The organism is Mycobacterium europaeum (genome assembly GCF_034555895.2).
Classification (GTDB): Bacteria; Actinomycetota; Actinomycetes; order Mycobacteriales; family Mycobacteriaceae; genus Mycobacterium; species Mycobacterium europaeum.
In genome coordinates, this window is record NZ_CP157315.1 from 2,296,370 (window position 1) to 2,318,745 (window position 22,376).

The 22,376-nt window shown below is 67.4% G+C and carries 21 protein-coding genes, 1 tRNA gene and 2 pseudogenes; 8 read left to right on the forward strand and 16 right to left on the reverse strand.

Annotated features, from left to right (window positions below; genetic code table 11):
• Positions 1-568 precede the first annotated feature (568 nt).
• Positions 569-752 (reverse strand): annotated as a pseudogene (locus U8D42_RS10270) (transposase); the annotation flags it as partial.
• Between the two features lie 243 nt (positions 753-995).
• On the opposite strand from U8D42_RS10270, the gene U8D42_RS10275 reads away from it, so the two are divergent.
• The 3 genes and pseudogenes from U8D42_RS10275 to U8D42_RS29355 form a co-directional block, all read left to right on the forward strand.
• The gene (locus U8D42_RS10275) at positions 996-1,121 is read left to right on the forward strand and encodes a hypothetical protein (protein WP_322860227.1); all 126 of its coding nucleotides are present in this window, start codon (positions 996-998) and stop codon (positions 1,119-1,121) included.
• Positions 1,122-1,556: 435 nt separating this feature from the next.
• Positions 1,557-1,925 (forward strand): STAS/SEC14 domain-containing protein, encoded by a 369-nt coding sequence (locus tag U8D42_RS10280; RefSeq protein ID WP_322860226.1) that lies wholly within the window; start codon positions 1,557-1,559, stop codon positions 1,923-1,925.
• A gap of 106 nt (positions 1,926-2,031) precedes the next feature.
• Positions 2,032-2,127: pseudogene (locus tag U8D42_RS29355) on the forward strand (VOC family protein); the annotation flags it as partial.
• A gap of 90 nt (positions 2,128-2,217) precedes the next feature.
• Here U8D42_RS29355 and U8D42_RS10285 read toward each other — a convergent pair.
• The 4 genes from U8D42_RS10285 to U8D42_RS10305 form a co-directional block, all read right to left on the reverse strand.
• The gene (locus tag U8D42_RS10285; RefSeq protein ID WP_322860225.1) at positions 2,218-2,679 is read right to left on the reverse strand and encodes a TOTE conflict system archaeo-eukaryotic primase domain-containing protein; all 462 of its coding nucleotides are present in this window, start codon (positions 2,677-2,679) and stop codon (positions 2,218-2,220) included.
• Positions 2,680-3,011: 332 nt separating this feature from the next.
• Positions 3,012-3,806, reverse strand: coding sequence for an ABC transporter permease (locus U8D42_RS10290; RefSeq protein WP_322860353.1), 795 nt, complete (start codon positions 3,804-3,806; stop codon positions 3,012-3,014).
• A 640-nt stretch (positions 3,807-4,446) separates the two neighbouring features.
• Positions 4,447-4,785 carry a DUF1490 family protein gene (locus U8D42_RS10300; protein WP_322860352.1) on the reverse strand — a complete coding sequence of 113 codons (339 nt, stop codon included), beginning with the start codon at positions 4,783-4,785 and terminating at the stop codon, positions 4,447-4,449.
• A 65-nt stretch (positions 4,786-4,850) separates the two neighbouring features.
• Positions 4,851-5,390: an ABC transporter ATP-binding protein gene (locus U8D42_RS10305; protein WP_348636949.1), complete on the reverse strand. Its 540-nt coding sequence runs from the start codon at positions 5,388-5,390 to the stop codon at positions 4,851-4,853.
• A gap of 783 nt (positions 5,391-6,173) precedes the next feature.
• Here U8D42_RS10305 and U8D42_RS10310 point away from each other — a divergent pair.
• Positions 6,174-9,047, forward strand: coding sequence for an ATP-binding cassette domain-containing protein (locus U8D42_RS10310; RefSeq protein ID WP_322860224.1), 2,874 nt, complete (start codon positions 6,174-6,176; stop codon positions 9,045-9,047).
• 421 nt (positions 9,048-9,468) lie between these two features.
• On the opposite strand, the gene U8D42_RS10315 is transcribed toward U8D42_RS10310, so the two are convergent.
• A tRNA-Pro gene (locus tag U8D42_RS10315) sits at positions 9,469-9,545 on the reverse strand.
• Between the two features lie 415 nt (positions 9,546-9,960).
• Here U8D42_RS10315 and U8D42_RS10320 point away from each other — a divergent pair.
• On the forward strand, positions 9,961-10,668 hold the full coding sequence (locus tag U8D42_RS10320; protein ID WP_322860223.1) for a sensor domain-containing protein: 708 nt from the start codon (positions 9,961-9,963) through the stop codon (positions 10,666-10,668).
• 289 nt (positions 10,669-10,957) lie between these two features.
• Complete coding sequence (locus U8D42_RS10325) at positions 10,958-11,587, forward strand: sensor domain-containing protein (RefSeq protein WP_322860222.1); 630 nt, start codon at positions 10,958-10,960, stop codon at positions 11,585-11,587.
• A 48-nt stretch (positions 11,588-11,635) separates the two neighbouring features.
• On the opposite strand, the gene U8D42_RS10330 is transcribed toward U8D42_RS10325, so the two are convergent.
• The 4 genes from U8D42_RS10330 to U8D42_RS10345 form a co-directional block, all read right to left on the reverse strand.
• A complete protein-coding gene (locus U8D42_RS10330) occupies positions 11,636-12,394 on the reverse strand; it encodes an IclR family transcriptional regulator (RefSeq protein ID WP_322860221.1) in 759 nt (252 codons plus the stop codon).
• Entirely contained in the window at positions 12,391-13,221 is an 831-nt protein-coding gene (locus U8D42_RS10335) for a cyclase family protein (RefSeq protein WP_322860220.1), read from the reverse strand. The genes U8D42_RS10330 and U8D42_RS10335 overlap by 4 nt, the downstream gene beginning before the upstream one ends.
• Before the next feature lie 11 nt (positions 13,222-13,232).
• Positions 13,233-14,018: an SDR family NAD(P)-dependent oxidoreductase gene (locus U8D42_RS10340; protein WP_322860219.1), complete on the reverse strand. Its 786-nt coding sequence runs from the start codon at positions 14,016-14,018 to the stop codon at positions 13,233-13,235.
• Between the two features lie 244 nt (positions 14,019-14,262).
• Positions 14,263-15,369, reverse strand: coding sequence for a phosphotransferase (locus U8D42_RS10345; RefSeq protein ID WP_322860218.1), 1,107 nt, complete (start codon positions 15,367-15,369; stop codon positions 14,263-14,265).
• A 79-nt stretch (positions 15,370-15,448) separates the two neighbouring features.
• Between U8D42_RS10345 and U8D42_RS10350 the strand changes: the two genes are divergently transcribed.
• On the forward strand, positions 15,449-16,072 hold the full coding sequence (locus U8D42_RS10350) for a TetR family transcriptional regulator (RefSeq protein ID WP_322860217.1): 624 nt from the start codon (positions 15,449-15,451) through the stop codon (positions 16,070-16,072).
• A 29-nt stretch (positions 16,073-16,101) separates the two neighbouring features.
• Here U8D42_RS10350 and der read toward each other — a convergent pair whose 3' ends face one another.
• From der to U8D42_RS10380, 6 genes are read right to left on the reverse strand one after another with little or no spacing between them, the layout of a single operon-like run.
• A complete protein-coding gene (gene der / locus U8D42_RS10355) occupies positions 16,102-17,502 on the reverse strand; it encodes a ribosome biogenesis GTPase Der (RefSeq protein WP_322860216.1) in 1,401 nt (466 codons plus the stop codon).
• Entirely contained in the window at positions 17,499-18,179 is a 681-nt protein-coding gene (gene cmk, locus U8D42_RS10360; protein ID WP_322860215.1) for a (d)CMP kinase, read from the reverse strand. Before cmk ends, der begins: the two co-directional genes overlap by 4 nt.
• Positions 18,176-18,919, reverse strand: a complete 744-nt coding sequence (locus U8D42_RS10365) for a pseudouridine synthase (protein ID WP_322860214.1) — start codon at positions 18,917-18,919, stop codon at positions 18,176-18,178. Before U8D42_RS10365 ends, cmk begins: the two co-directional genes overlap by 4 nt.
• Positions 18,919-19,614 carry an SMC-Scp complex subunit ScpB gene (gene scpB, locus U8D42_RS10370; RefSeq protein ID WP_322860213.1) on the reverse strand — a complete coding sequence of 232 codons (696 nt, stop codon included), beginning with the start codon at positions 19,612-19,614 and terminating at the stop codon, positions 18,919-18,921. The genes U8D42_RS10365 and scpB overlap by 1 nt, the downstream gene beginning before the upstream one ends.
• On the reverse strand, positions 19,614-20,429 hold the full coding sequence (locus U8D42_RS10375) for a segregation/condensation protein A (RefSeq protein WP_322860212.1): 816 nt from the start codon (positions 20,427-20,429) through the stop codon (positions 19,614-19,616). The genes scpB and U8D42_RS10375 overlap by 1 nt, the downstream gene beginning before the upstream one ends.
• The gene (locus U8D42_RS10380) at positions 20,426-21,289 is read right to left on the reverse strand and encodes a ParA family protein (protein ID WP_085238696.1); all 864 of its coding nucleotides are present in this window, start codon (positions 21,287-21,289) and stop codon (positions 20,426-20,428) included. Before U8D42_RS10380 ends, U8D42_RS10375 begins: the two co-directional genes overlap by 4 nt.
• Positions 21,290-21,614: 325 nt before the next feature.
• Here U8D42_RS10380 and U8D42_RS10385 point away from each other — a divergent pair, with 325 nt between their 5' ends.
• The gene (locus tag U8D42_RS10385; protein WP_322860211.1) at positions 21,615-22,367 is read left to right on the forward strand and encodes an O-methyltransferase; all 753 of its coding nucleotides are present in this window, start codon (positions 21,615-21,617) and stop codon (positions 22,365-22,367) included.
• The last annotated feature ends 9 nt before the right edge of the window (positions 22,368-22,376 follow it).

Consider the following 22,376-nt stretch of genomic DNA (forward strand, 5'->3'; position numbering starts at 1 on the left):
CCTGGACAACTACGGCACCGTCTCCGTGAGCAACGGCGGCACCCTCACCGACAGCGGCACCGTCTACGTGAGCAGCGGCGACACCCTCACCGGCCAACTCACCGACAGCGGCACCGTCTCCGTGAGCAACGGCGGCACCCTCACCGACAGCGGCACCGTCTCCGTGGGTAACGGCGGCGTCCTGAACGCTTACGGCACCGCCACCGTCGACCCCGGCGGCACCCTCATCTTCGGGCCCGGCCCCCTCGAAACCGTCGGGCCCGAGGGCCTCACCATCGACTCCGCCAACTCCGGCGGCGCCGTCGTCGGATCCCTCTCCGTCGATCACCTCGGCATTGTCACCACCCCCCTCGCCCCCAACATCCCGGCCGTCCCGACGGCGCCGCCGGGATTTTTCAGCTTCTTGGATGCACCGGGCTTGGCGGGAACCTCGGGAATCCAACCCCAGCTCAACGCGCCACTGCTTGCGGAATGGGCGAACAACCTCACTGGTGCCGAGTTCGCGGCGGGCCTGCAATAAGTTCCCGGCTCGACCTCGGGGGCCTTATCCCCAGCCCGGGGGCTGTCCCTAGGTGATCGCGAACGCGTTGAGTGCGGGCTTCCACCTCATTGCCCATCGTGCCCTGCCTCGGTCGATCCAGTGATCGGGTGACGGGATACAGGCATTTCATCGCGGCCTGACCAGTCGGGAAGTGCCCGCGGGCACGGATCGCGCGCCGGTAGCAGGCGTTGATCGACTCGATCGAGCGACTCAACAAGGAGTACACAAACGATTGGTTAGGACCGATGCCCTCAGTGAGGCTGATAAGGCTATGACGGGCATCACTTTGGCCGGTTGAGGTTCGTCACAATCGACCGAGGCGCACCGTTGCGGCTGCCAGGCCGTTATCCGCCCTGGCGGCAATAACGCGCTATTGCGTTGCGCTGCAACTCGGTTCCACATTACGGCGCCAAATCTCCCCCGTGGGTCCGGACGGTGCGTAGGCTCTCGGGCTATGGCCAGGGGGAAGAAAATCATGTTCGCAGTGCTGCTCGCGTTCGCCGTCTCGACGACGTCGGTGAGCTGCGTTCCCATCAACATTCCCAGCTGCCCAGCGGGCGGCGGCCCGGTCGGCTGCTGATCACCGGCGCTGCAGGGGCCGGAGCATCAGCTGCCGCCGGGTGGGACGGGACCTAACGCCGCAGCTTTTCCGCTGGTGGAAGCGCCGGGCTGACACGATTTGACCCTGCGCACACTTGACCCCGAGTAAGTAGCGACAACGTGTCTTCGCAGCTCGCGGGAAGCCTGCGGGCTTTTGGTCTCTCGCGTATGAGGTTCATTCACGCGCAGGCCGTTCAGCATCACGTATGACGTGTGGTCCCAGGATGGTCCCCAACCGGGGGCCCAGACGCGTCGACAAGATGTACAAGCCACTGATGTCCAAGATGGTCAAACGCCATCCCGGAAGTGGATCGATGACCTTCTCCCCTACCCAGGACGATGCGCAAGGCGCACGCTTGCGATGCAGTCGGTGCGTTACGCGCAATAGCCGCAAACGATCAGATTGAGGGGACAAATGATTGATTACGACCTGGACACCGCGCGCTCTATCTTGCTCGTGCGACCGGAGTCTCGGCTCGACAAGGACGACTTCGTCAAACTCGCGAACGCGGTCGATCCGCACATCGAGGCAACCGGCGATCTCGCCGGCGTCATCATCGATGCGCCATCGTTTCCCGGGTGGGCAGATTTTGGCTCGATGGTCAACCACTTCCGGTTTGTTCGGGATCACCAAAAGCACGTCAAGAAGGTCGCCGTCGTAACAGACTCGGCGCTAGGCGATGTCGCAGAGCATCTCACGTCACATTTCGTGTCTGCGGAGATCAAGCACTTCCCCGCCGGTCAGACCGAGGCAGCCAAACAGTGGATTGCAAGCGGGTCGTGACGCTTTGGGCTGCGCCCATTTGAAGCCCCAATGGTTCGTTGATAGCAACTCTCCACTGTGAGCACGACCGAGTTTCCCGGCGCATCCGATTCGTTGAGGACGCATGATGCGCTGGCGGGGTGTTCACCACGTGGAGTTCAACGTCGTGGAATACGACGAGTCGATCGCCTTCTACGACGCCATGTTTGGCTGGCTCGGCTACATCTGATACTCAAGGAGAAGTAACCGCTAGCGGCATGGAGAATTTCCCTGGCGAGTTGGACACTCTGCGTGCCGACAACGCGCGTTTGCGTCAACTTCTCCGGCTGACTGAGCAACAGGCACGCGCATTGCCGTTCATCGGCGCCGAGATGAATTTGCCCACCCCACGCCCGGTGTGTACATCCTGAGACGGGAACAAGCGGTCATAGCTACTCAGATGCATGCTGCCACGAAGCCGAAATGCCTCACCCAGCAGACTGATAGCGACGGTGCGGGCGACCGACGCCGAGATCGCATGAGCGAAGAAGATCCAGACGTGAGCTCCTCGTCCGGATTGTGATACCTCTAGCGCAGCCGGAATTCCATAGGAGCGAGCGGCTTTCATGTAGGCGAGCGCATCGAGCATCGCGGCTTCTCTGTCGAAATCGGCCGCTATCCACCAGCAAGTGTGATCATCGTTGAGCGGATACAGGCCGATGTGTGGCTCGCCCCGCAGGTGGGCGTCAATGACCTCTTCAGTCAGCGAAAGGTAAGGTGCGTCGGCCCGATTCATGCCCTTGCGCCAGTAGCCCTCGTTCCCTCGGCATCGGTATGGCAAAGCGATGTACGACATCGCATGCGGGGTCGTTGCCGCCTACACCACCTCGGCAGCGCCGCGCCAAGAAAGTGCATTCACCAGAGGGAGAGTACCGGCTGATCGAACGCTTTGAGGCGATCACCGGGTTGGGTCCACGCGGCTCGTATCCGCACGCCATCAACTACTTTCAGCACCACAGTTTCGGAGAAGCGTCCCAGCGATAAGGAGCCGATACGCTTCGACAGGCACCAACCTTCCCCATCACTTTGAGTATCACGTGGTGCTCGGCAACAGCGCCGACGGTCAAGTCAGCTCGGTTCGCTTGCCTGATCCACCTGAACCAGGCGCTGGGCCTCGTCGAAGAGTTCCCGTTCTGCGAGACCGGCGGCAGTGAGCGCGGAGAGCGCGGTGGCGGCCAACAGCATGTACATCACCACGATCTGGTAGCGAATCGCGGTGACCGGATTGACCCCGGCGAGGATCAGTCCGGTCATGGCCCCGGGCAGACTAATCAGCCCGACTACCTTGGTGGAGTCGATGGTCGGTATCAGCGCGGTACGCAGCGCGGATTGTTGATGTGGCAGGAACGCTTGCCGGCCGGACTGCCCAAGGCTCAATCGGGCTTCGATCTCCGGCCGCGCTTGCTGGGCTTCCTCGCGTAGCCGCCGCAGCGCTACGCCGGCGGCCAGCATGGCGGACGAGACGATCTGGCCGCCGACCGGGACGATCACACGGGCCTCGGGGGCGATAACCCGTCCGGCCAGCAGGGCACCCAGCGTGACAACGGTGCCTGTGACGACACCGCCGGTGGCGGCAACCTTGGCGCCGGGCAGGCCCGCGCCGCGGCGGCCAGCGACCTGCCCGGCGATCAACATCATCGCGATCACCCAACCGGCGCCGCCGGGTAGACCGGCTCGTTGGAACAGTAGGAGAAGGATGGCGCCGACCCCGACCAACTGCAACCCGGCGCGGGCCGCGGCGACGACGAGTTCCCGAGTGAGCCCCAGCCGCTGGCGGTAGGCCACCGCTGCGGCCACCGCGACCAGCGCCAGGGAAGTGGCTACCCCGCCCCAGCTAGGCACCAGCAGCGCGGATGTGGCCATGGCGCCGACCGGTGGGCGGAATCGCCGGGACGCCAAGCCGCGACCGGACGGCCCTGCTCGAGGACCGAAACCTATCAGCCGCCGCATCCATGGGTTAGCGCGGAAAACCAAGACCGTTGTCCCGCCAACTACGACAAGACCCAGCGGCCAAGCCAGGCGCGCCCACGGCCACGAACTCCGTAGCCCGTCCTGCGTCGGCTGGGTCGCCGGCTCGAGGTGATAGCCGAAACGATCCAGCGCCTTGCGCAGCCTCTCGATCTCCGGAGCAACATCTGGCCCGTCGTCGCGCGAACGCAACAGAGTTCGCGCCATCCCGCCGATGACTTTCTCCACCACGCCGCCGTTGCCGACAGCAGTCGAGTGGCGGACACGTGTGGGCACCGACGCGGCGGGAACGTGCTCCCCGTCGCCGATCGCCGTCAAGACGGCAGCGGTGTCGCAGTGCTCGGGCGAATACCAGATCACCACGGATCCCGTTCGCGGATAGGCGCGCACCGCGCGCACGCCGGTCAGGCCGGCAACCGTCTCCTCGATCGCGAGGGCCCGGGCGGCGTCGAAGCGAAACCCGTTGGCCTGCACACGCATCCGTCCCGCTGCAGCCGATACGATGGTCGGTTTGGGGCTCTTTGTGCCGCCCACGTCAGCGCTTGGCACCTCTAGCCTTGGGCGCAGCCTTGGGGACCGCCTTACGGGCCGGGACGTCTGCGGAGTTGGCCGGCGGCGGTTGGACTTCCTCCCCCGCGCGCTCTACTGCCTCGGCGACCACGTCGGCGACCGCAAGTCGGGCCCGCTCGGTACCCTCCTCGGCCCTGCGCTCGGCCTCGCGTGCAACGCGCAGCGCCCAGGCCGTAGCGGAAACGGATGCCTCCCGCAGCGGAGCCTTCGCCACCGCTTTGCGAAGCGCCTCGTATGCAGCAACCCCCACCACGCCGGTCACTACTGCCGGCGCCGCCTTCGCTAACAGTCCATGCCACATAATCGCGGACACTCCCTTTCCATCGTTCTTCCCATCATTCTCAGGTCACAGCCCGGACGCCAACGCGGTCATGCCGTGCCGTCCACGACGAGATGGCCGTGCTCCAGGTGCAGGACTCGCTCGGCGACACTTCCGATCAGACCGTGGTCGTGGCTGACGAGCACCACAGTGCCGCCCGTGCTCACATGCTCGCGGACTAGTGCGCCAATGACGGTGGCCGTGGGGCCGTCCAGCGCCGAGGTCGGCTCATCTAGTAGCAGGATCTCCGGTTCGACGGCCAACGCCCGGGCCAGACACAATCGTTGCGCCTCGCCCCCGGACAACTCCGCGGTAGTGCGGGTAGCGAATCGTGGCGCCAGCCCCACCCGCGCAAGCAACTCGCCCGCTCGGTCGTCGGGAAGGTCGGGGCGGCCGACACGGACCTCGTCGAGTACGCGGTCGGCAAGCAATACTGGGGCCTGCGGGACCAGTCCGACACGCCGTCGCAGTGCCAGCACGTCCAGCTCGGCAATGGGCACACCGTCGAGCAAGACGCGTCCGGTCGTGGGTTCGGTGAGCCGGTTCAGTAGCCGCAACATCGTCGTTTTTCCGGCGCCGCTCGCACCCATGACTGCGGTGCAGCGGCCAGCCGGAATACACGCATTGATCCGCGCAAGGAGGGTGGCCGGGCCGCGAGTCACAGCGACTTCGTCGAGGCGGAAGCCATGCACTCTAGGAACGCTACCGGGGGTCCGCAGCCCCGAGTGAGTCCATGCACCGGGCGGCCGCGCCAATCTCGCCGTGTCGGCCGTCGCAGGGCCGGTCCCCATCGGCAATTGCTGCACGTTGTCCCACACCTCGATCGTGCCGGCCCTCACATCGCTCATGTAGCCAGCCTGGCCCATGACCGCTGTGGGGATGCTGAGAAGTGGAGCAGTCGCGGCAGCCAGAAACGATTCGACCGCATGAATCCGGTTGGGTCGTGGTCACCATGATCGAGCCCACGGATGTCGTGGTATAGCGATTCTCCATACCGGCCGCTGATGCTGGGTGAAGCCGGTGGCGGCCCTGCGCCGGCACCGCGATCCGGACAACGACGACGGCAACGCGGTATGGCTGGTCGGCAGTGCCCAATATTCACTCTCAATTTGCGATTGTGAATTGCGTTCTTCGGCTTAGGCAACGAAACAAGCAGTCGCGCAGGGTCTTTCGTACGCAAACAAACTCGACCCTTCACCGCATTACAGGCATATTAGTTAGTTTGGGGTCGAGTCGTGATCTGGCCACGGCCGCTGCCTCATCGGCTGTTTGCGTCGAGGGTGATCGATGACAGCAATCCGGACAGCGAAGCGCGCTTTGTGAGCGGCCGCATTGTCGGTGGGGCGGTGCGCCGAGACTGGCATAATCGGGACGTGACATCGCCCGGTGCGGCGATCCTGCCGGAACGGGCTGGATCGCTAGGACCCAGCGAACTGGCGCAGGCATCGGTGATGGGCGCTCTGTGCGCCGCGATCGCGATTATTGCGGTAGTCCTCCCGCACCTTGGGGCACTGGGACTGCTGGGCGCGATGCCGATAGCGCTGCTGGCCTATCGCTACCGGATCCGCGCGGTGATCACCGCGACGTTCGCCGGCGGTGTGATCGGGTTCCTGGTAGTTGGTATCAGCGGCTTGGGGGCGGTCGTGCTGTCTGCCTACGTCGGTGGGCTGGCTGGAATCGTGAAACGCCGCGGCCGCGGCACGCCGACCGTGGTCGCGGCGTCCTTTGGCGCCGGTGTTTTGGTTGGTGCCGCGGTGGTCATCGCGCTGACCGTCCTGACACGGCTGCGGCTGCTGGTGTTCCGGACGATCACCGCCGCAGTCGACGGAATCGCGACGGTCATCGCGCGGATGCGGAGTCTGCAGGGGGCCGCACAGCAGCTCAACCGGTTCTTCGTCGATGCACTGGATTACTGGCAATGGCTCGTCCTGGGGTACGCCGTCGTCGCGATCATGGGTGTCTCGGTGATCGGCTGGTGGGCGCTGTCGCGGGTGCTGAGGCGGCTACGCGGCGTTCCCGATGTGCACAAATTGGACGCGCCGGTCGACATCGGGCCGATCCAGCCCGTCCCCGTGCGGCTGGGCAAGGTGCGCCTCCGCTACCCGCATACCGATCACGACGCGCTGCGCGCGGTGAGCCTGGACGTGGGAGCAGGCGAGCACGTCGCGGTGACCGGCGCCAACGGCTCGGGAAAAACCACGCTGATGCTGATCCTGGCCGGCCGCGAACCGACCTCGGGCACTGTCGAACGGCCCGGCGCGGTGGGCCTCGGTCGGCGTGGCGGCACCGCCATCATCATGCAGCACCCGGAAAGCCAGGTACTGGGCACGCGCGTCGCCGACGACGTGGTCTGGGGACTACCGCCCGGCGAGACTACCGATATCGACCGCCTACTTCGCGAGGTCGGGCTGGCGGGCCTCGCCGAACGCGACACCGGCGGCCTGTCCGGCGGTGAACTGCAGCGCCTGGCCGTGGCCGCGGCGCTGGCCCGGGAGCCGGCTCTGCTCATCGCGGATGAGGTCACCAGCATGGTCGACCAGCAAGGCCGAGAGGCACTACTGGCCGTGCTCTCGGGTTTGACCGAACGTCATCAAACCGCCCTGGTGCACATCACCCACTACGCCAACGAAGCTGATTTCGCCGAGCGCACGATCAACCTCAGCGGGTCCCTGGACAACACGGCGATGATCGAGACCGCGCCCGCGCCCGCGCCGACGGTTGCGGTGGGCCACAAATCCCACCTGCCGGTGCTCGAACTCGCAGGTGTCAGTCACGAATACGGCAGCGGCAGCCCCTGGGCGAAGACCGCCCTGCGCGGCATCAGCTTCGTGGTGCACGAGGGCGACGGGCTGTTGATCCACGGCGGCAACGGCTCCGGCAAGTCGACGCTGGCCTGGATCATGGCCGGATTGACGATACCGACCAGCGGCACCTGTCTGCTTGATCAGCGCCCCGTCTCTGGGCAGGTCGGCGCGGTCGCGCTCCAGTTCCAGGCGGCCCGGCTGCAGTTGATGCGCAGCCGTGTCGACCTGGAAGTGGCTGCGGCAGCGGGCTTTTCGCCCGACGACCACGCCCGGGTGACCGCGGCGCTGGCCGTCGTCGGGCTGGATGCGTCGCTGGCGAAGCGGCGCATCGACCAACTCAGCGGCGGCCAAATGCGTCGCGTGGTCCTGGCCGGATTGCTGGCGCGGTCACCGCGCGTATTGATCCTCGACGAGCCATTGGCGGGGCTGGACGCCGCCAGCCAGCGCGGTCTTGTGCGACTGCTCGTGGATCGGCGCCGTGACACCGGTCTGACCCTGGTGGTCATCTCGCACGACTTCGCCGGGCTCGAGGAGCTGTGCCCGCGCACCCTGCACCTGCGCGACGGTCTGATGGATCTGGCCGGGGCCGGGGCGAACGACGTGACCGCGACCTCGCCGGCAACACACCCGACCCGCCGTCCACGTCGCCCCGTTGTGCTGCTTCGCCCAGTGCCCGGAAGCTCTGCCATCCACCAGTTGTGGGCCGGCACCAAACTGCTTGCCGTTTTTGGCCTTTCAGCTTTGTTGACACTCTTCCCGGAATGGGCGGCGATCGGGCTGGTGGCCGCGCTGGTTCTGGCCGGAGCGTGGGTCGCACATATTCCGCTTGGCGTGCTGCCGTCGGCGCCACGCTGGCTTCCGATCCTGCTGGTCATCGTCGGCATCACCGCGACATTGGCCGGCGGTAGTCCGCACATCCAGATCGGTACGGTCTGGCTCGGCCTCGGCGGCCTGTTGAACTTCCTGCGCTTCACCGCGCTGTCGGTCGTGCTGCTCGGTCTGAGTGCGCTGGTGTCGTGGACCACCAATGTCGCCGAAATCGCGCCCGCGGTGGCCAGTCTGGGTCGCCCACTGCGACCGTTGCGGATCCCCGTCGACGATTGGGCGGTCGCGTTGGCGCTCGCGCTGCGCACCTTCCCGATGCTCATCGACGAATTCCGGGTGCTCTACGCCGCCCGCCGGTTGCGGCCCAAGCAGGCAGTGCGGACCCGCAGGGCCCAGCTCAGGCGCATGACGGCAGACCTGATCGACCTGATCGTCGCGGTCATCACCGTGACACTGCGGCGCGCGGACGAGATGGGCGACGCGATCACCGCTCGCGGCGGCGCCGGTCAGATCTCGGCGGCCCCATCGCGGCCGAAAGTTGCTGACTGGATTGCACTCTCGATCGTGTCGGCGGTGTGCGCGGCCGCCGTCGCGGCAGAGCTGGTGTTGGGCGGCTGATCCGGATCGCTCGCAACCGCACCGATGCCGGCCGCTATACCACCGGTTTCGGCCAGGGTGGTGCTCATTTCGGTGGACGCCAGATAGGTGGAAATCACGCGTGCGATGTCTAAGTTCTCGGTCAGGTGAGCGATGCGGGCGGCTGCTTGCCGATTCAGGAACTCGTCAGCAGCTGCGGTCGCCACGTCAACAGTGGTAGGGGTGTTCGCACATCGCCGGGCCTGCAGCTCCTCAACGTCTCGCCGGGTCCGCTGGAGGGCGAGGTGATAGCCGTAGAGGGCGACAACACCCCAGCCGGCAGTCCGTGACCAACGCTGGAGACTTGCTCTCCCGGCACTTACGGTCCCCAAATGGTCCCCAGCTTCGGGTGATTTCGTCTTGGACGAGCGTTCCTTCGTCGCAGGTCGAAGCCGTTTCGGCTTGGTCGGGCTGACAGGATTTGAACCTGCGACCACTTGACCCCCAGTCAAGTGCGCTACCAAACTGCGCCACAGCCCGGATGCCGCCCGAATCGGCGGCAGCAGGTCGAAAGCCTACCGCAGACGACCCCGAACGCAGCGATGCGGCCTCCGACCAAGCCGGCGACAGCTGCGGGCAGGGAAACCGCAAACTCCAATCCCCGTCGCCATCTAGAATCCTGCTCACGAACGCCGGCGGGCTGCTGTGCTCGCCCACACACTTCGGGGGACGACCGCAATGATGGCGAACGGTCCGGCGCGTGGCAGGTAGTGAACCGCCGCCGAATCAGGGCAATGCCCTGCCGCCGCCCGGCGGCTACCACGTCGGCCCCTCCGGCGCTCCATATGCGCCGGGACAGCCGTGGAGCGGCTACCAGCCGAGCACGGCCGGCCCACCGCCTCCGTGGCCTCCCCGCCCGAGGCCAGCCCCATCCCGTGGCGCCAAACGATGGCTGATGCTCACGACGGCCATTCTTACGGTCGCCTCGGCCGCGTTGGGCGTCGTCCTCATCAGCCGTGCGATCACCTCGGGTGCATCGGCGGCGGCGTCTTCACACCGTGAGCCGCCCGGGCTGTCGGTGCCCATGACACCGGGCTTGGTCCATCCGGAAGACCTGAAGAATCTTCTGTTGAGTCCCGCCGAGGCCGGCGACATCCTGCACGTGCCGGGAATGACGCTCTACCAGAGCAACAACGGCCTGTTCATGGATACCGCCGACCCGCCCGAATGCGCCGGCATCTGGGCCCCGGGCATGGCGCAGGTCTATCGCGACACCCGCTTCATCGACGCGCAGTCGGCCGAACTTCACGGACCGGGTGACGTGTACGTGAAGTTGACCCTGCAGTCGCTGGTGGCTTTTCCGACCGCGAAAGACGCCGGCGCCGTCTTCGAGGACCTCACGAGGAAGTGGGATCACTGCGCTCGAACCGAGGTTTTGGTGAACCGCCACGAGGGCGGCACCATCGCCGTCGGCGACCCCAAGGTCGTCGACAACACGCTGATGGTCTCCTGGGAGAAGACCGGCGGAACCGGCTGGGGTTGCCAGCGTGCCCTGATGCCGCGCAGCAACGTTGTGATCGACATGAGGGTGTGCGACTACGGCGGCAGCGATCAAGCCGTTGAACTCGTCAACAAAGTCGCCTCCCGGATCCCCACCTCGTGAACAGCACAGGGGGTAAGGCATGAGCGTTCCGGGCGACCGGGGCAGCGGCCCGGAAGGCAGGCAGGAAGCCACTTCCGGCGCGCCGGCCTATGCCGGTCACCCACCGTCGCCACCGGCAAGCCCGGGATATGCGCCACCGTTCGGTTACCAGGGCGCGCCCGGACACCTGCCTCCGCCCGGCCCCGGCGCCTTCTGGCCGAACCAGGCGGCGACCCCGGGCCGTTCCGGTGAGTCGCTCGCCCGGTGGTGGTGGCTGACGAGCGCCGCGGCGCTGCTGACGGTCGGGCTATTGGTCGCGGTCATCGTGTACCAGCCGACCCACCCGGGCGGCGGCACCGTGGCCGCCTCCGCACTCCCGGATGTTCTGTTGACTGCGGAGGAAGCTGCCCACGCTGTGGGCGCCGAAACGTTGTCCGGCGAACCGGTTCAAGACAAGCTGGCCGACACACCCATCGTTGACGAGGACTGCGTGGGCGTGTTGAAAGCGGCCGAGCAGAAGGCGTACGGGAAGACCGGTTGGACTGCGGTTCGGACGCAGGAGCTTGGCGACGCTCCCGCCAAGGGATGGCGATTGATTCAAGCTGTCGTGTCCTTCCCGGACGCGGAATCTGCGAACAACTTCGTCGGCAACGCCGCGACGGACTGGCAGAAGTGCGCCAATCGCGAGCTCAACACCCGAAACGTCAATAAGGATGATCCCCGCAACGTGTTTTGGACGACGGGATCGGTGTCGCGGGCCGGCGACATCCTCGCGATGGACATGGTTCAAGAGGCTCAGGGCTGGAACTGCCAGCGCGCCCTCAGCGCCCGGAAGAACGTCGTCATCGACCTTGATCTCTGCGGACGAAGCGTGTCGGGGTCGGCGGTGCCACAGTTCGTGAACGCAGTCGACAAGAAAATCGACGGCCGGGCTTCGTAGGCGTCGTAGCGGCGGACCGCTGCAACGGACAACCGGGGCCGGCCCGATTCATCCCTGCGCCGCCAACCAGGCGTTGACGTTCTCCACCCACGCCCGCAGCGCCTGCGCCAGTTGGGATTCGCGGCCGTAGAACCGCTGCGCAGGGACGGGCACGCTGACCGCCACCGCGTGCCCGGCCACGCCCTTGAGCACCGCGCCCACCGCGCAGATGCCCTCGGTCTGCTCCTCGCGGTCATAGGCGACGCCCTCGGCGCGCACCCGCTCGAGCTCGGCGCGCAGCGCCGCCGGGCTGGTGATGGTGTTGGGGGTGAGCCGGGCCAGCCGGCTCGGCAGCTGCTCGGGCGGCAGGCCGGCCAGCAGCGCCTTGCCGTTGGCGCAGCAGTGCAGGGGAAACGACTCGCCCACCGCGCTGATCGCCCGCAACCGGTGCGGCGACACCACCTGGTCCACGAAGGTCGCGCGGTCCCCGTCCAGGATCGACAGGTCGACCGTCTCCCCCAGCTCCCGCGACAGCTCCTCCATGAACGGGTGCACATCCATCACGATGCCGAGGCGCACGGTGTTGGCCATCCGCGCGATCTCCGGTCCCAGCCGGTACCCGCCGCGGCTCCCACGCGAGGCGACCAGCCCTTCGTCCTCCAGCGCGTTGAGGATCCGGCTGACCGTGGAGCGCGCCATGCCCAGCCGGTCGCCGATCTCGGCCTGGCTGAGCCCGCCCGGGTGCGCCTGCAGCAGCCGCAGCATCTCCGCCGCGCGGGCGATGACCTGAATCCCGCTGCCACGGGCCTCCTCTGCGACGACACTCATGCCGCCCGGCCCGTCTCGATGCGGTAGCTACCCGTGGGGTCGACGATCGCCACCAGCCGCACGATGCACCCGTCGCCGCCCACCCAGCGCCACGGGAACGCCGCAAACGTGACCCGCTTGCCGGTGACCTTGTCCAGGTCGCCGCCGACGTTCTCGAAGCCGTAAATCCCCTGGGACAGGATCGCCCGGTGACAGGGCTCCCACTCGGGAAAGTCGTCGAGCACCCTGCGTCCGGTCTCCTCCTCGTATTCCCTTACCGCCCAGGGCAACAGCCCGCCGGTGTGTTCGGCCGGCCCGTGCGGTCCGATCGAGGTGGCCAGCGGATGGTCCAGCGCCTGGGTGTCGGTGCCGACGGCCTTGACGCCCTTGTCGGCGAACCACTCGCCGGCCTCCCGGTAGAAGCCCGGGGAGTAGGCGTAGTACTCCGCGCTGTCGGCGTACTTGTGGTGCCAGCCGGTGTTGACGACGACGATGTCGCCCGGCCGGATCTCGGGCGTCGCCTTCTCCAGGTCCTCGGCGGTGACGACTCCCCACTTGCCCTTGGGGATCGAGACCACGACGCCGGTGCCGAAGAAGGCGCTCAGCGGGATCTCGTGCAGGAACGGCGTGCCCTCCACGACGTGTGCCGGCGCGTCGATGTGCGTGCCGGAATGCATGACGGTGGTGATCTTTTGGGTGAGCACCCGGCTTCGCGCCATGTTGTGCAGGCGCTCGATCTTGACGTCCTCGAAGTACGGCCACGCGGGCGCCCCGTGACCCCACGGGTGCGACAGGTCGTAGAACTGCAGCGTCGATTCGGCCTCGCCGAGCGGCCAGGTGATGCTCATGCCGGTTCCTTTCAGCAGGCGGTGTATCCGCCGTCCAGGTACATCACCTGGCCGGTGTAGAAGCTGGATGCGTCGCTGAGCAGATAGATCAGCGCGCCGATGAAGTCCTCCGGTTCGGCGAAGCGCCGCAACGGGATCCGGGCGAACACCGCTTCGCGGGCGGCGCGGCCCTTTTCGTCGTCGGCGTACATCCACTCCGTCAGCTGCGAACGGAACACCGTGGGCGCGAGCGCATTCACGCGAATGCCCGCCGCGCCCCACTCGGCCGCCAACGACTTGGCGAGCAGGTCGGCGGCACCCTTGGACGGACAGTAGGCGCTGTAGCCGGCGGGGCTGCCGAGGGATCCGCGGACCGACGAGACCAGCACGACGCTGCCGCCACTGCCCTGTTCGAGCAGGATCCGCCCGGCCGCCTGGCAGACCAGCCAGGCGCCCCGCGCGTTGGCGTCCATCACCCTGTCGAAGTCCTCGACGGCCATCTCGGTGATGGGCGCGACGTGATTCATGCCCGAGGCCACCAGCACGCCGTCGAGCCGGCCATGGCGGGCGAGTGCCGCCTCCACCATGGCCCGGGCGTCGGCGGGGGTGTCGGGGCGGCGGGCGACCACCGCGGCGTTGTCGATGCCGAGGGCGTCCAGTGCGGCGGCGTTGCCGCCCGCCACCGTCAGTCGCGCGCCGGCGCCGGCCAGCGCCCGGGCGGCAACGCTGCCCAGCGCACCGCTCGCCCCGGTGATCAGGATCGACTTGCCTTCGACGCTGAAGCGCGCGGCGGTGGGCGCCTCCCGTGTCACGTTCACTCTGCCTCCATGTCCCGCAATACGGGTCCTGCAACCCGCTATACGAGAACAATAGGTGCGTTGAGGAGAGGAAGTCAACGTATATTCTTGTGATACAGCTTTCACATACCGCATCGTGGGATCACGTACCACCGCGGCAGTACGATGCGGCGATTCGCAAACGTGATATCGCCGGCGCTATCGGATTCGAGGGGGATCAATCGGTTCGGGAGAGCCGCGTCGCAACGCCCGGCCTCACGTCGCGTCAGCTCAGTTCGGAGAACGCCCCGTGGGAGTCCAAGTCGCGATAGGCAGTAGCCAGCCGGATATGGTTGGCGACGTTGATTTCCCATCCGTAATTCTCGATCGGAGTGGTCAACCATCCGATGCACAAGCACCATGCCGCGGCCAGGCGATGCTCGAAGATGAGTTCCTCGAGTGATGGCACATCGCTGACGCCCTCCTGGATGAGGCGGCGCCGGTAGTAATCGATCAAACTGCGCTCGTGTCGGCGACGCTCATCCACCGACAACCCGGTCAGCAGAATGTAGGTCACGTCATGCATGCAATAACCCCGCGCGGTCAATTGCCAGTCGACCAAACCCCTGTCCCCGTCGGGCAACAGATAGGTGTTGCCGGCGTGCGCATCGCCGTGCACGAGGGTCAACGGCAACGTAGCCTGGTGCGCCTGCGCGCGGGCAACGTTGCGCAGCAGTGATTCTGCCGTTTCATCGACCGATTCCACGAGCTCTCGCTTGAATTGCCGGCTCTGCACTTCCCAGTTGATCAACATCGGTACACCGGCCTGGTGACTGAACAGCTCATGAATGGGACCGCTGATGTGCGGAAGAACCCAAGCCAGGTCGGAGTCGAAACGCGGGGACTTCCAGTAGGTGGCGTGCAGCGCCGCGAGCTGGTCCAGCAGCTTCTTCATCCCCTCCGGTCCGATCGGGGTCGCGACGGAGGCGAACGAAACACCCAGGGGACGCAGATCTTCCAGCACCAGGCCGAAGCTGGCGGTAGCCGCATCGCGGCGCGCACCCAGGCAACGGGGGGTGTTCACGGGCAACTCGTCGCCGACTTTGGCGTACACGTTCACTTCGTTGTCGTACAACGGAATATCGCCCAGACCGGGCCGTGCGACTTTGATCATGAGTCGCCGTGGCAGACGTTCGCCGCCCGCGCCGTAGTCGGCCTCCACCGCGATCCTGCGGGCCGTCGACACCCGCTCCTCGCCATCGCTGGCGAGAGCCGCATCGACGACGCGGACCCGCTCCACGACCACATCGGGATGCTTGGTGTTGATCAGGCGCTGTACGAGCGGTGCGGTGAATTCCTCCGGCTCAATGGGGATCGCTTGGCGTTCCGGCATAGCGGCAACCGTAAAGCGGGTGCTTTATCCTGTCAACAAAGCATATGCTTTAATCAGTAGTCATGAACCGCCCTGCTCCGTGCCGAACGGCGCGGCCATGACGAGCGCATCCGCGGCACGCGAAACACTGATGGACACCGCCGAACGATTGATCGGCGAACGAGGCCTCGATGTCAGCGCGCGGGAGATCGCGGCGCAGTCTGGTCATGGCAACAACTCGGCGGTGATCTATCACTTCGGCAATCTCGACGGGCTCATCCAGGCCACCTTCGATCGGCGCATGACCCACCTCGAGCGGCGACGCGGCGAGCTCCTGCGAAATTTGGAAGGCCGACCGGACCGCACCGTCGCCGACGTCGTCGAGGCGATCGTCGCCCCCGCGTTGACCATTCCCTACCAGCAGGGGGCCACCCACTACGCGCGCTTCGTCGAACAAATTCAAACCCATCCCGTGATGGCACAGTTGGTTCCGCGTGGCGAGAGTTACCCCACGGTGATTGCGCTGACGCGACTTCTACGAAACTGCCTGCAGCCCATCGACCGTCGCAAGCAGGCTCACCGCATCCACCTGATGACCATCGCGATGTTCGCGTTGATGGCCGACTACGAGCGCCGCGGTGAACTCATCTCCTCGCGGGCGCGCACGCGGGCCACCCGGGAACTCGTAGCTGTCCTGTCTGCCATTGTGACCGCGCCCCTGTAGGCCCACGGGCAGGCATCACCCCATGGCGCTCAGCGCCGCTTGGCCCCACGCTTCTCGCGCACCCGCACGTTGATCCGGATCGGGCTGCCCTCGAAACCGAAGGCCTCGCGCAGCCGCCGCTCCAGAAAGCGCCGGTAACCGGCCTCCAGAAAGCCGGTGGTGAACAGCACGAACGTCGGCGGCCTGGCGGTGGCCTGGGTGGCGAACAGGATGCGCGGTTGCTTGCCCCCGCGCACCGGTGGCGGCGTCGCGGCCACCACCTCTTTCAGCCACGCGTTGAGCGGGCCCGTCGGGATGCGCGTGTCCCACGACGCCAACGCCGTCTCCATCGCGGGCACCAGCTTCTGCACCGCGCGTCCCGTCCGGGCGGAGATGTTGACCCGTTGCGCCCACCGCAGCTGCACCAGTTCGCGGTCGATCTCGCGCTCGAGGAGTTCGCGCCGGTCCTCGTCCACCAGATCCCACTTGTTGAAGGCCAGCACCAGCGCCCGGCCCGCCTCGATGACCATCGACAGCACCCGCTGATCCTGTTCGGTCAGCGGCTGCGAGGCGTCGATGAGCACCACGACCACCTCGGCCGCGTCGATCGCCGAATGCGTGCGCACCGAGGCGTAGAACTCATGCCCGCTGGCCTGACCGACCTTGCGGCGCAGGCCCGCGGTGTCGACGAATCGCCATACCTTGCCGCCGAGTTCGATGAGCGAGTCCACCGGGTCCACGGTGGTCCCGGCGACGTCGTGGACCACCGAGCGCTCGTCCCCGGCCAGCTTGTTCAGCAGCGAGCTCTTGCCCACATTCGGCTTGCCGACCAGCGCCACGCGGCGCGGGCCGCCCGGCGCGGGCGCGGCTTCGGACACCTCCGGCAGCGCGGCCAGCACCTCGTCGAGCAGGTCGGCGACGCCGCGACCGTGGATCGCGCTGATCGCGTGCGGCTCGCCGAGCCCCAGCGACCACAACGCCGCCGCGTCCGCTTCACCCTTTTCGCTGTCAACCTTGTTGGCGGCCAGGAAGACCGGCTTTCCCGAGCGCAGCAGGATCCGGGCGGCGGCCTCGTCGGCCGCGGTGGCGCCGACGGTGGCGTCGACCACCAGGATCACCGCGTCGGCGGTGCGCATGGCCACCGACGCCTGTTCGGCCACCAGTTGCTGCAGGCCCTTGGCGTCGGGCTCCCATCCCCCGGTGTCCTGCACGACGAACCGGCGGCCGGTCCACAGCGCGTCGTAGGACACCCGGTCGCGAGTCACACCGGGAATGTCCTGCACCACCGCCTCGCGCCGGCCCAGGATCCGGTTGACCAACGTGGACTTCCCGACGTTGGGCCGCCCGACGATCGCCACGACGGGCGCGGGGCCGGCCTCTGCTTGCTCTTCGAGCTCGGATTCGACCGACTCCCAATCGCTTTCGTCGGTCCAGGTGCCGTCGGAAGTCATCGCACCGCCCCGCTTCGCTGCTCGACCAGTTCCAGCAGGCGGTCGATCACCTGCGCCTCGGTCATCTCGCTGGTGTCGACCACCACCGCGTCGGCGGCGGCGCGCAGCGGCGACACCGCCCGGGTGGAGTCCAGGTGATCGCGCCGACGGACGTCGGCCAGCACCGCGTCGTAGTCGTCGGTCAGGCCGGCCGCGACGTTCTGATCGTTGCGGCGCCGCGCGCGGGTTTCGGCCGAGGCGGTCAGGAAGATCTTCACGGGGGCGTCGGGCAAGACGACGGTGCCGATGTCGCGGCCCTCGACGACGACGCTGCCGGGCCCCTCGGCCATCTCGCGCTGCAGCCCGACCAACCGGGCGCGCACGGCGGGGACCGCCGACACCGCCGAGACCGCGCGGGTCACCTCGTCGCCGCGGATCTCGGCCGAAACATCTTCTCCGGCAAGGAAGTACCGGTCGCCGTCGGCCTGATAGTCCACCGACAGCGGCGCTGTCGACCCGATGCGGCCGACGGCCTCGTCGTCCGTCGGGTTGATGCCCGCGCGCAGCACCGCCAGCGTCACCATCCGGTACATCGCCCCGGTGTCCAGGTAGCGGGCGCCTAGCGCACGCGCCAATCCCCTTGACACCGAGGACTTCCCGGTCCCGGCGGGCCCGTCGATGGCGACAACGACGTTCACAGCCCGACCGCCTGGTACAGCTGCCCAACCTCGCCGTGGCTCAGCGCCCGGATGCTGCCCGGCCGCTGCTTGCCCAGCGACACCGGCCCGATGTCGGTGCGCACCAGCGACTCCACCGGGAAGCCCGCGGCGCCCAGCAGCCGGCGCACGATGCGGTTGCGCCCTTCGTGCAACACCACCCGCACCAGCGTCTTGCCCGGAATGGCGTCCACCACGGCGAATTCGTCGACGCGCGCCGGGCCGTCGTCCAATTCGATTCCCGCCTTCAGTCTTTTGCCCAGCCCGCGCGGGACGGAACCGGTCACCGTAGCCAGGTAGGTCTTGGGCACCTCGTGTGAGGGATGCATCAATCGGTGCGCCAGCTCGCCGTCGTTGGTGAGCAGGATCAGCCCCTCGGTCTCGGCGTCCAACCGCCCGACGTGGAACAGGTTCTTGTTGCCGCGCACCTTGCGTTCTACCAGGTCGCCGATGCACGGGCGCCCCCGGTCGTCCGACATGGTGGAGTGCATGCCCCGCGGCTTGTTCAGCGCCAGATACACCAGCGACTCGTCGAGCACCACCCTGGCGCCGTCGACCCGGATCACCGAGGCATCGGGGTCCACCCGGGTGCCCAACTCGGTCACCACCTGCCCGTCGACCTCGACGCGGCCGTCGATGATCATCTTCTCCGCGGCGCGTCGCGACGCAATCCCCGCCTGCGACAACACCTTTTGCAGGCGGACCCCTTCGGTATCGACCATCAATCGTGGTCCACGTCGAACGTCATCGCCTGCTCGGGCGCCTGACCGCCCGACAGCTTGATGAAACGCGGCTCGCTGTCCAGGGATTCGCTCAGATCCTCGATCGTGTCGACGTCGGGAAGCAGCGGGGCGATGTCGGGCAGGTCGGCGAGCGACGTCAGCCCCAACCGCTCCAGGAACAGGTCGGTGGTCGCGAACGTCGCGGCGCCGGTGTCGCCGTCCACCCCGGCCTCGGTGATCAGGCCGCGCGCCAACAGCGTCCGCATCACGGCGTCCACGTTGACGCCGCGGACCGCGCTCACCCGCGCCCGGGTCACCGGCTGGCGGTAGGCCACCACGGCCAGGGTCTCCAGCGCGGCGCGGGTCAGCTTGGACCGCGCGCCGTCCAGCAGCAGCTTCTCCACGTACGGCGCGAACCGCGCGCGGGTGTACATCCGCCAGCCCTCGCTGGTCTGGCGCAGGTCGATGCCGCTGTCGCGTTCGGTGAGTTCGTCGGCCATCTGCTGCAGCCGGGCGGCGACCCGGTAGACGGGTTGCTGCGTGGCCGCGCCCAGCGCCTCGGCGGAGACGGGGGTGTCGACCACCAGCAGCAGCGCCTCCAGCACCGAGCCGAGTTCCTCGGCGTCCATGGGTGCCGCCTCGGCGATGTCCGGGATGCCGGCGTCGAGATCGACGTCAGGCACGTTTTCGCTCATCATTCGTCCCGCACTTCTAGCAAGGCTTCGCTGGCCGGACGTTCCCCGGTCCAAGAAATCTGGAGCACACCAAGCGGCTCCGACTGGTCGAATGCTACCGCCCGGCTCCGATACAGCTCGAGCAGCGCCAGGAAGCGCCCGACCACCTCCATCGGCGCCTCGCAGTCGGCGACCAGCTCGGAGAACGTGGCCCACTGGCCGCTGCCGCGCGACTGAAGAATCGCCAGCAGCTTCTTGGCCTGCTCGGGCACCGAGACCGCCACCTCGTGCAGGTGCCCGAGGCCCACCGTCGGCACGGGACGCGGGCTGAACGCGATCGCGGCGATCTGGGCGAACCGGTCGGCGTCGACACCCAGCATCACCTCCGGCAGCAGCTCGGTGAACCGGTCCTCCAGCGACACCGCGCGCGGGTAGCTGCGCAGCGCAGTGGCCTCCAGCTCGGCGAACATCTCCGCGACGTGCTTGAACGCGCGGTACTGCAGCAGCCGGGCGAACAGCAGGTCGCGCACCTCCAGCAGCGCCAGGTCCTCTTCGTCGTCGATCTGCCCGGCCGGCAGCAGCCGGGCGGCCTTGAGGTCGAGCAGGGTCGCGGCGACCACCAGGAACGCGGTGGTCTCCTCCAGGTCCAGCTGGGAGCCGATCTCGCGGGTGTAGGCGATGAAGTCGTCGGTGACCTGATGCAGTGCCACCTCGGTCACGTCGAGGCGGTGGGCGAAGATCAGCTGCAGCAGCAGGTCGAACGGACCCTCGAAATTGGTCAGGCGGACTTGAAAACCGTTCTTGGGTGGCGCCTCACCGTTTGCGCTGGCCGTCACGCGCCGAATCGGTCGATGAACTCGCGGGCCAGGGCGCGGTAGGCCATGGCGCCCGTGGACCGCGGGGCCCAGGTGGTGATCGGCTCCCCCGCCACGCTGGTCTCCGGGAAGCGGACGGTTCGGGTGATCACGGTGTCGAACACCAGATCGCCGAACCGCTCCACCACGCGGGCCATCACCTCGCGGGAGTTGACGGTGCGCGGGTCGTACCGGGTGAGCAGGATGCCGCTGATCTCCAGCTTCGGGTTCAGCCGGTCGCGCACCTTGTCGACGGTGTCGGTGAGCAGCGCCAGGCCACGCAGCGAGAAGAACTCGCATTCGGTGGGGATGACCACGCCGTCCGCGCAGGCCAGCCCGTTCACGGTGAGCAGCCCCAGCGACGGCTGGCAGTCGATCAGGACGTAGTCGTAGCGGTCCAGCACGGGATGCAGCGCCCGGCCCAGGGTCTGTTCCCGGCCCACCTCGTTGACCAGCTGGATCTCGGCGGCGGACAGGTCGATGTTGCTGGGCACCAGGTCCAGATACTTGACCCGGGTCTGCAGCAGCACGTCGTCGATCGACACCCGCGGCTCGACCAGCACGTTGTGGATCGTCTTCTCCAGCTCGTAGTGCGGGACGCCGAGCCCGGCGGACAGCGCACCCTGCGGATCCATGTCCACCAGCAGCACCCGCCGGCCGTATTCGGCGAGCGCGGCGCCCAGGTTGATGGTCGATGTGGTCTTCCCGACGCCGCCCTTCTGGTTGCACATCGCGACGACCTTGGCCGGGCCGTGCGAGGTGCGCGGCTGCGGTTCCGGGATCGCCCGCGGCGGCCGCCCGGTCAGGCCGAGCTCGACGCCGTTATCCGGCTGCTCGGTCATCATGGCGGGGGTGTTCGGGAGATGAACATCGACCGAAAGTCTAACGGGTTTGCGGGCGGAAGCCGGGCGACCCGCAGGCAATTCACCGGCCAATTTCGCCGGATTTGCGCTGGTAGCGCGCGTGGCGGCGGTGATCATTAACAGCAGTCACACCAGCATCACCGGGGAGGTGGTGGGCGGATTCCAAAGTTGATATCGCGGGCGATATCGCGGCGCCGACGCCGCGCCGAGATCGCCGTGAGGGTTGCGATTCCCGCCGCGGCGACGACCCTGGTGGCAATCCCGGCGCCCGCGGCCCGGCCGCCGCCCGCACTACTGTGGCGTCATGGATCTCAAGCGACGGATTCCCCTGCTGCGCTGGTCGGTCTGGCGGATGGCGACGGGGGTGCGCAACATCACCACGACGGGCCAGATCGGCGACGGACGGGAGGCCGCCGCGGTCGACTACGTCCTGGGAAACGCCAGGGCCGGCGACATCGACGACGTGCTGGCCACGATCGACAAGTTCGCCTACGAGAAGTCGATGCTGATCAACGTCGGCGACGAGAAGGGGCAGATCCTCGACGCGGCGGTGCGGCGTGCCGACCCGACCGTGGCGCTGGAGCTGGGCACCTACGTGGGATACGGCGCGCTGCGCATCGCCCGCGCCGCCCCGAGGGCGAAGGTGTATTCCGTCGAACTCGCCGAGGCCAACGCCGCCAACGCGCGGCGGATCTGGGCGCACGCCGGCGTCGCCGACCGGGTGACGTGTGTGGTGGGCACGGTGGGCGACGGCGGGCGCACGCTGGACGCGCTGGCCGACGAGCACGGGTTCGCCCCCGGCGCCCTCGACTTCGCGTTCCTCGACCACGACAAGGACGCGTACCTGGACGACCTGCACAGCATCATCGCGCGCGGCTGGCTGCGCCCGGGCGCGATCGTGGTCGCCGACAACGTCCGGGTGCCCGGCGCCCCGAAATACCGCGAGTACATGCGCCGGCAGCAGGGCAACGAATGGAACACCGTCGAGCACAAGGCGCACCTGGAATACCAATCGCTGGTGTCCGACCTGGTGCTGGAGTCCGAGTACCTCGGTTGACGGCCGCCG

What these genes read in the sequence shown, in the direction of transcription:
- U8D42_RS10275 (WP_322860227.1), top strand. Translation starts at nt 996, where the DNA reads ATGGCCAGGGGGAAGAAAATCATGTTCGCAGTGCTGCTCGCGTTCGCC.
- U8D42_RS10280 (WP_322860226.1), top strand. Translation starts at nt 1,557, where the DNA reads ATGATTGATTACGACCTGGACACCGCGCGCTCTATCTTGCTCGTGCGA.
- U8D42_RS10285 (WP_322860225.1), bottom strand. Translation starts at nt 2,679, where the DNA reads ATGAATCGGGCCGACGCACCTTACCTTTCGCTGACTGAAGAGGTCATT.
- U8D42_RS10290 (WP_322860353.1), bottom strand. Translation starts at nt 3,806, where the DNA reads ATGGCCACATCCGCGCTGCTGGTGCCTAGCTGGGGCGGGGTAGCCACT.
- U8D42_RS10305 (WP_348636949.1), bottom strand. Translation starts at nt 5,390, where the DNA reads ATGGGTGCGAGCGGCGCCGGAAAAACGACGATGTTGCGGCTACTGAAC.
- U8D42_RS10320 (WP_322860223.1), top strand. Translation starts at nt 9,961, where the DNA reads ATGCTCACGACGGCCATTCTTACGGTCGCCTCGGCCGCGTTGGGCGTC.
- U8D42_RS10330 (WP_322860221.1), bottom strand. Translation starts at nt 12,394, where the DNA reads ATGAGTGTCGTCGCAGAGGAGGCCCGTGGCAGCGGGATTCAGGTCATC.
- U8D42_RS10335 (WP_322860220.1), bottom strand. Translation starts at nt 13,221, where the DNA reads ATGAGCATCACCTGGCCGCTCGGCGAGGCCGAATCGACGCTGCAGTTC.
- U8D42_RS10345 (WP_322860218.1), bottom strand. Translation starts at nt 15,369, where the DNA reads ATGCCGGAACGCCAAGCGATCCCCATTGAGCCGGAGGAATTCACCGCA.
- der (WP_322860216.1), bottom strand. Translation starts at nt 17,502, where the DNA reads ATGACTTCCGACGGCACCTGGACCGACGAAAGCGATTGGGAGTCGGTC.
- U8D42_RS10365 (WP_322860214.1), bottom strand. Translation starts at nt 18,919, where the DNA reads ATGGTCGATACCGAAGGGGTCCGCCTGCAAAAGGTGTTGTCGCAGGCG.
- scpB (WP_322860213.1), bottom strand. Translation starts at nt 19,614, where the DNA reads ATGAGCGAAAACGTGCCTGACGTCGATCTCGACGCCGGCATCCCGGAC.
- U8D42_RS10380 (WP_085238696.1), bottom strand. Translation starts at nt 21,289, where the DNA reads ATGACCGAGCAGCCGGATAACGGCGTCGAGCTCGGCCTGACCGGGCGG.
- U8D42_RS10385 (WP_322860211.1), top strand. Translation starts at nt 21,615, where the DNA reads ATGGATCTCAAGCGACGGATTCCCCTGCTGCGCTGGTCGGTCTGGCGG.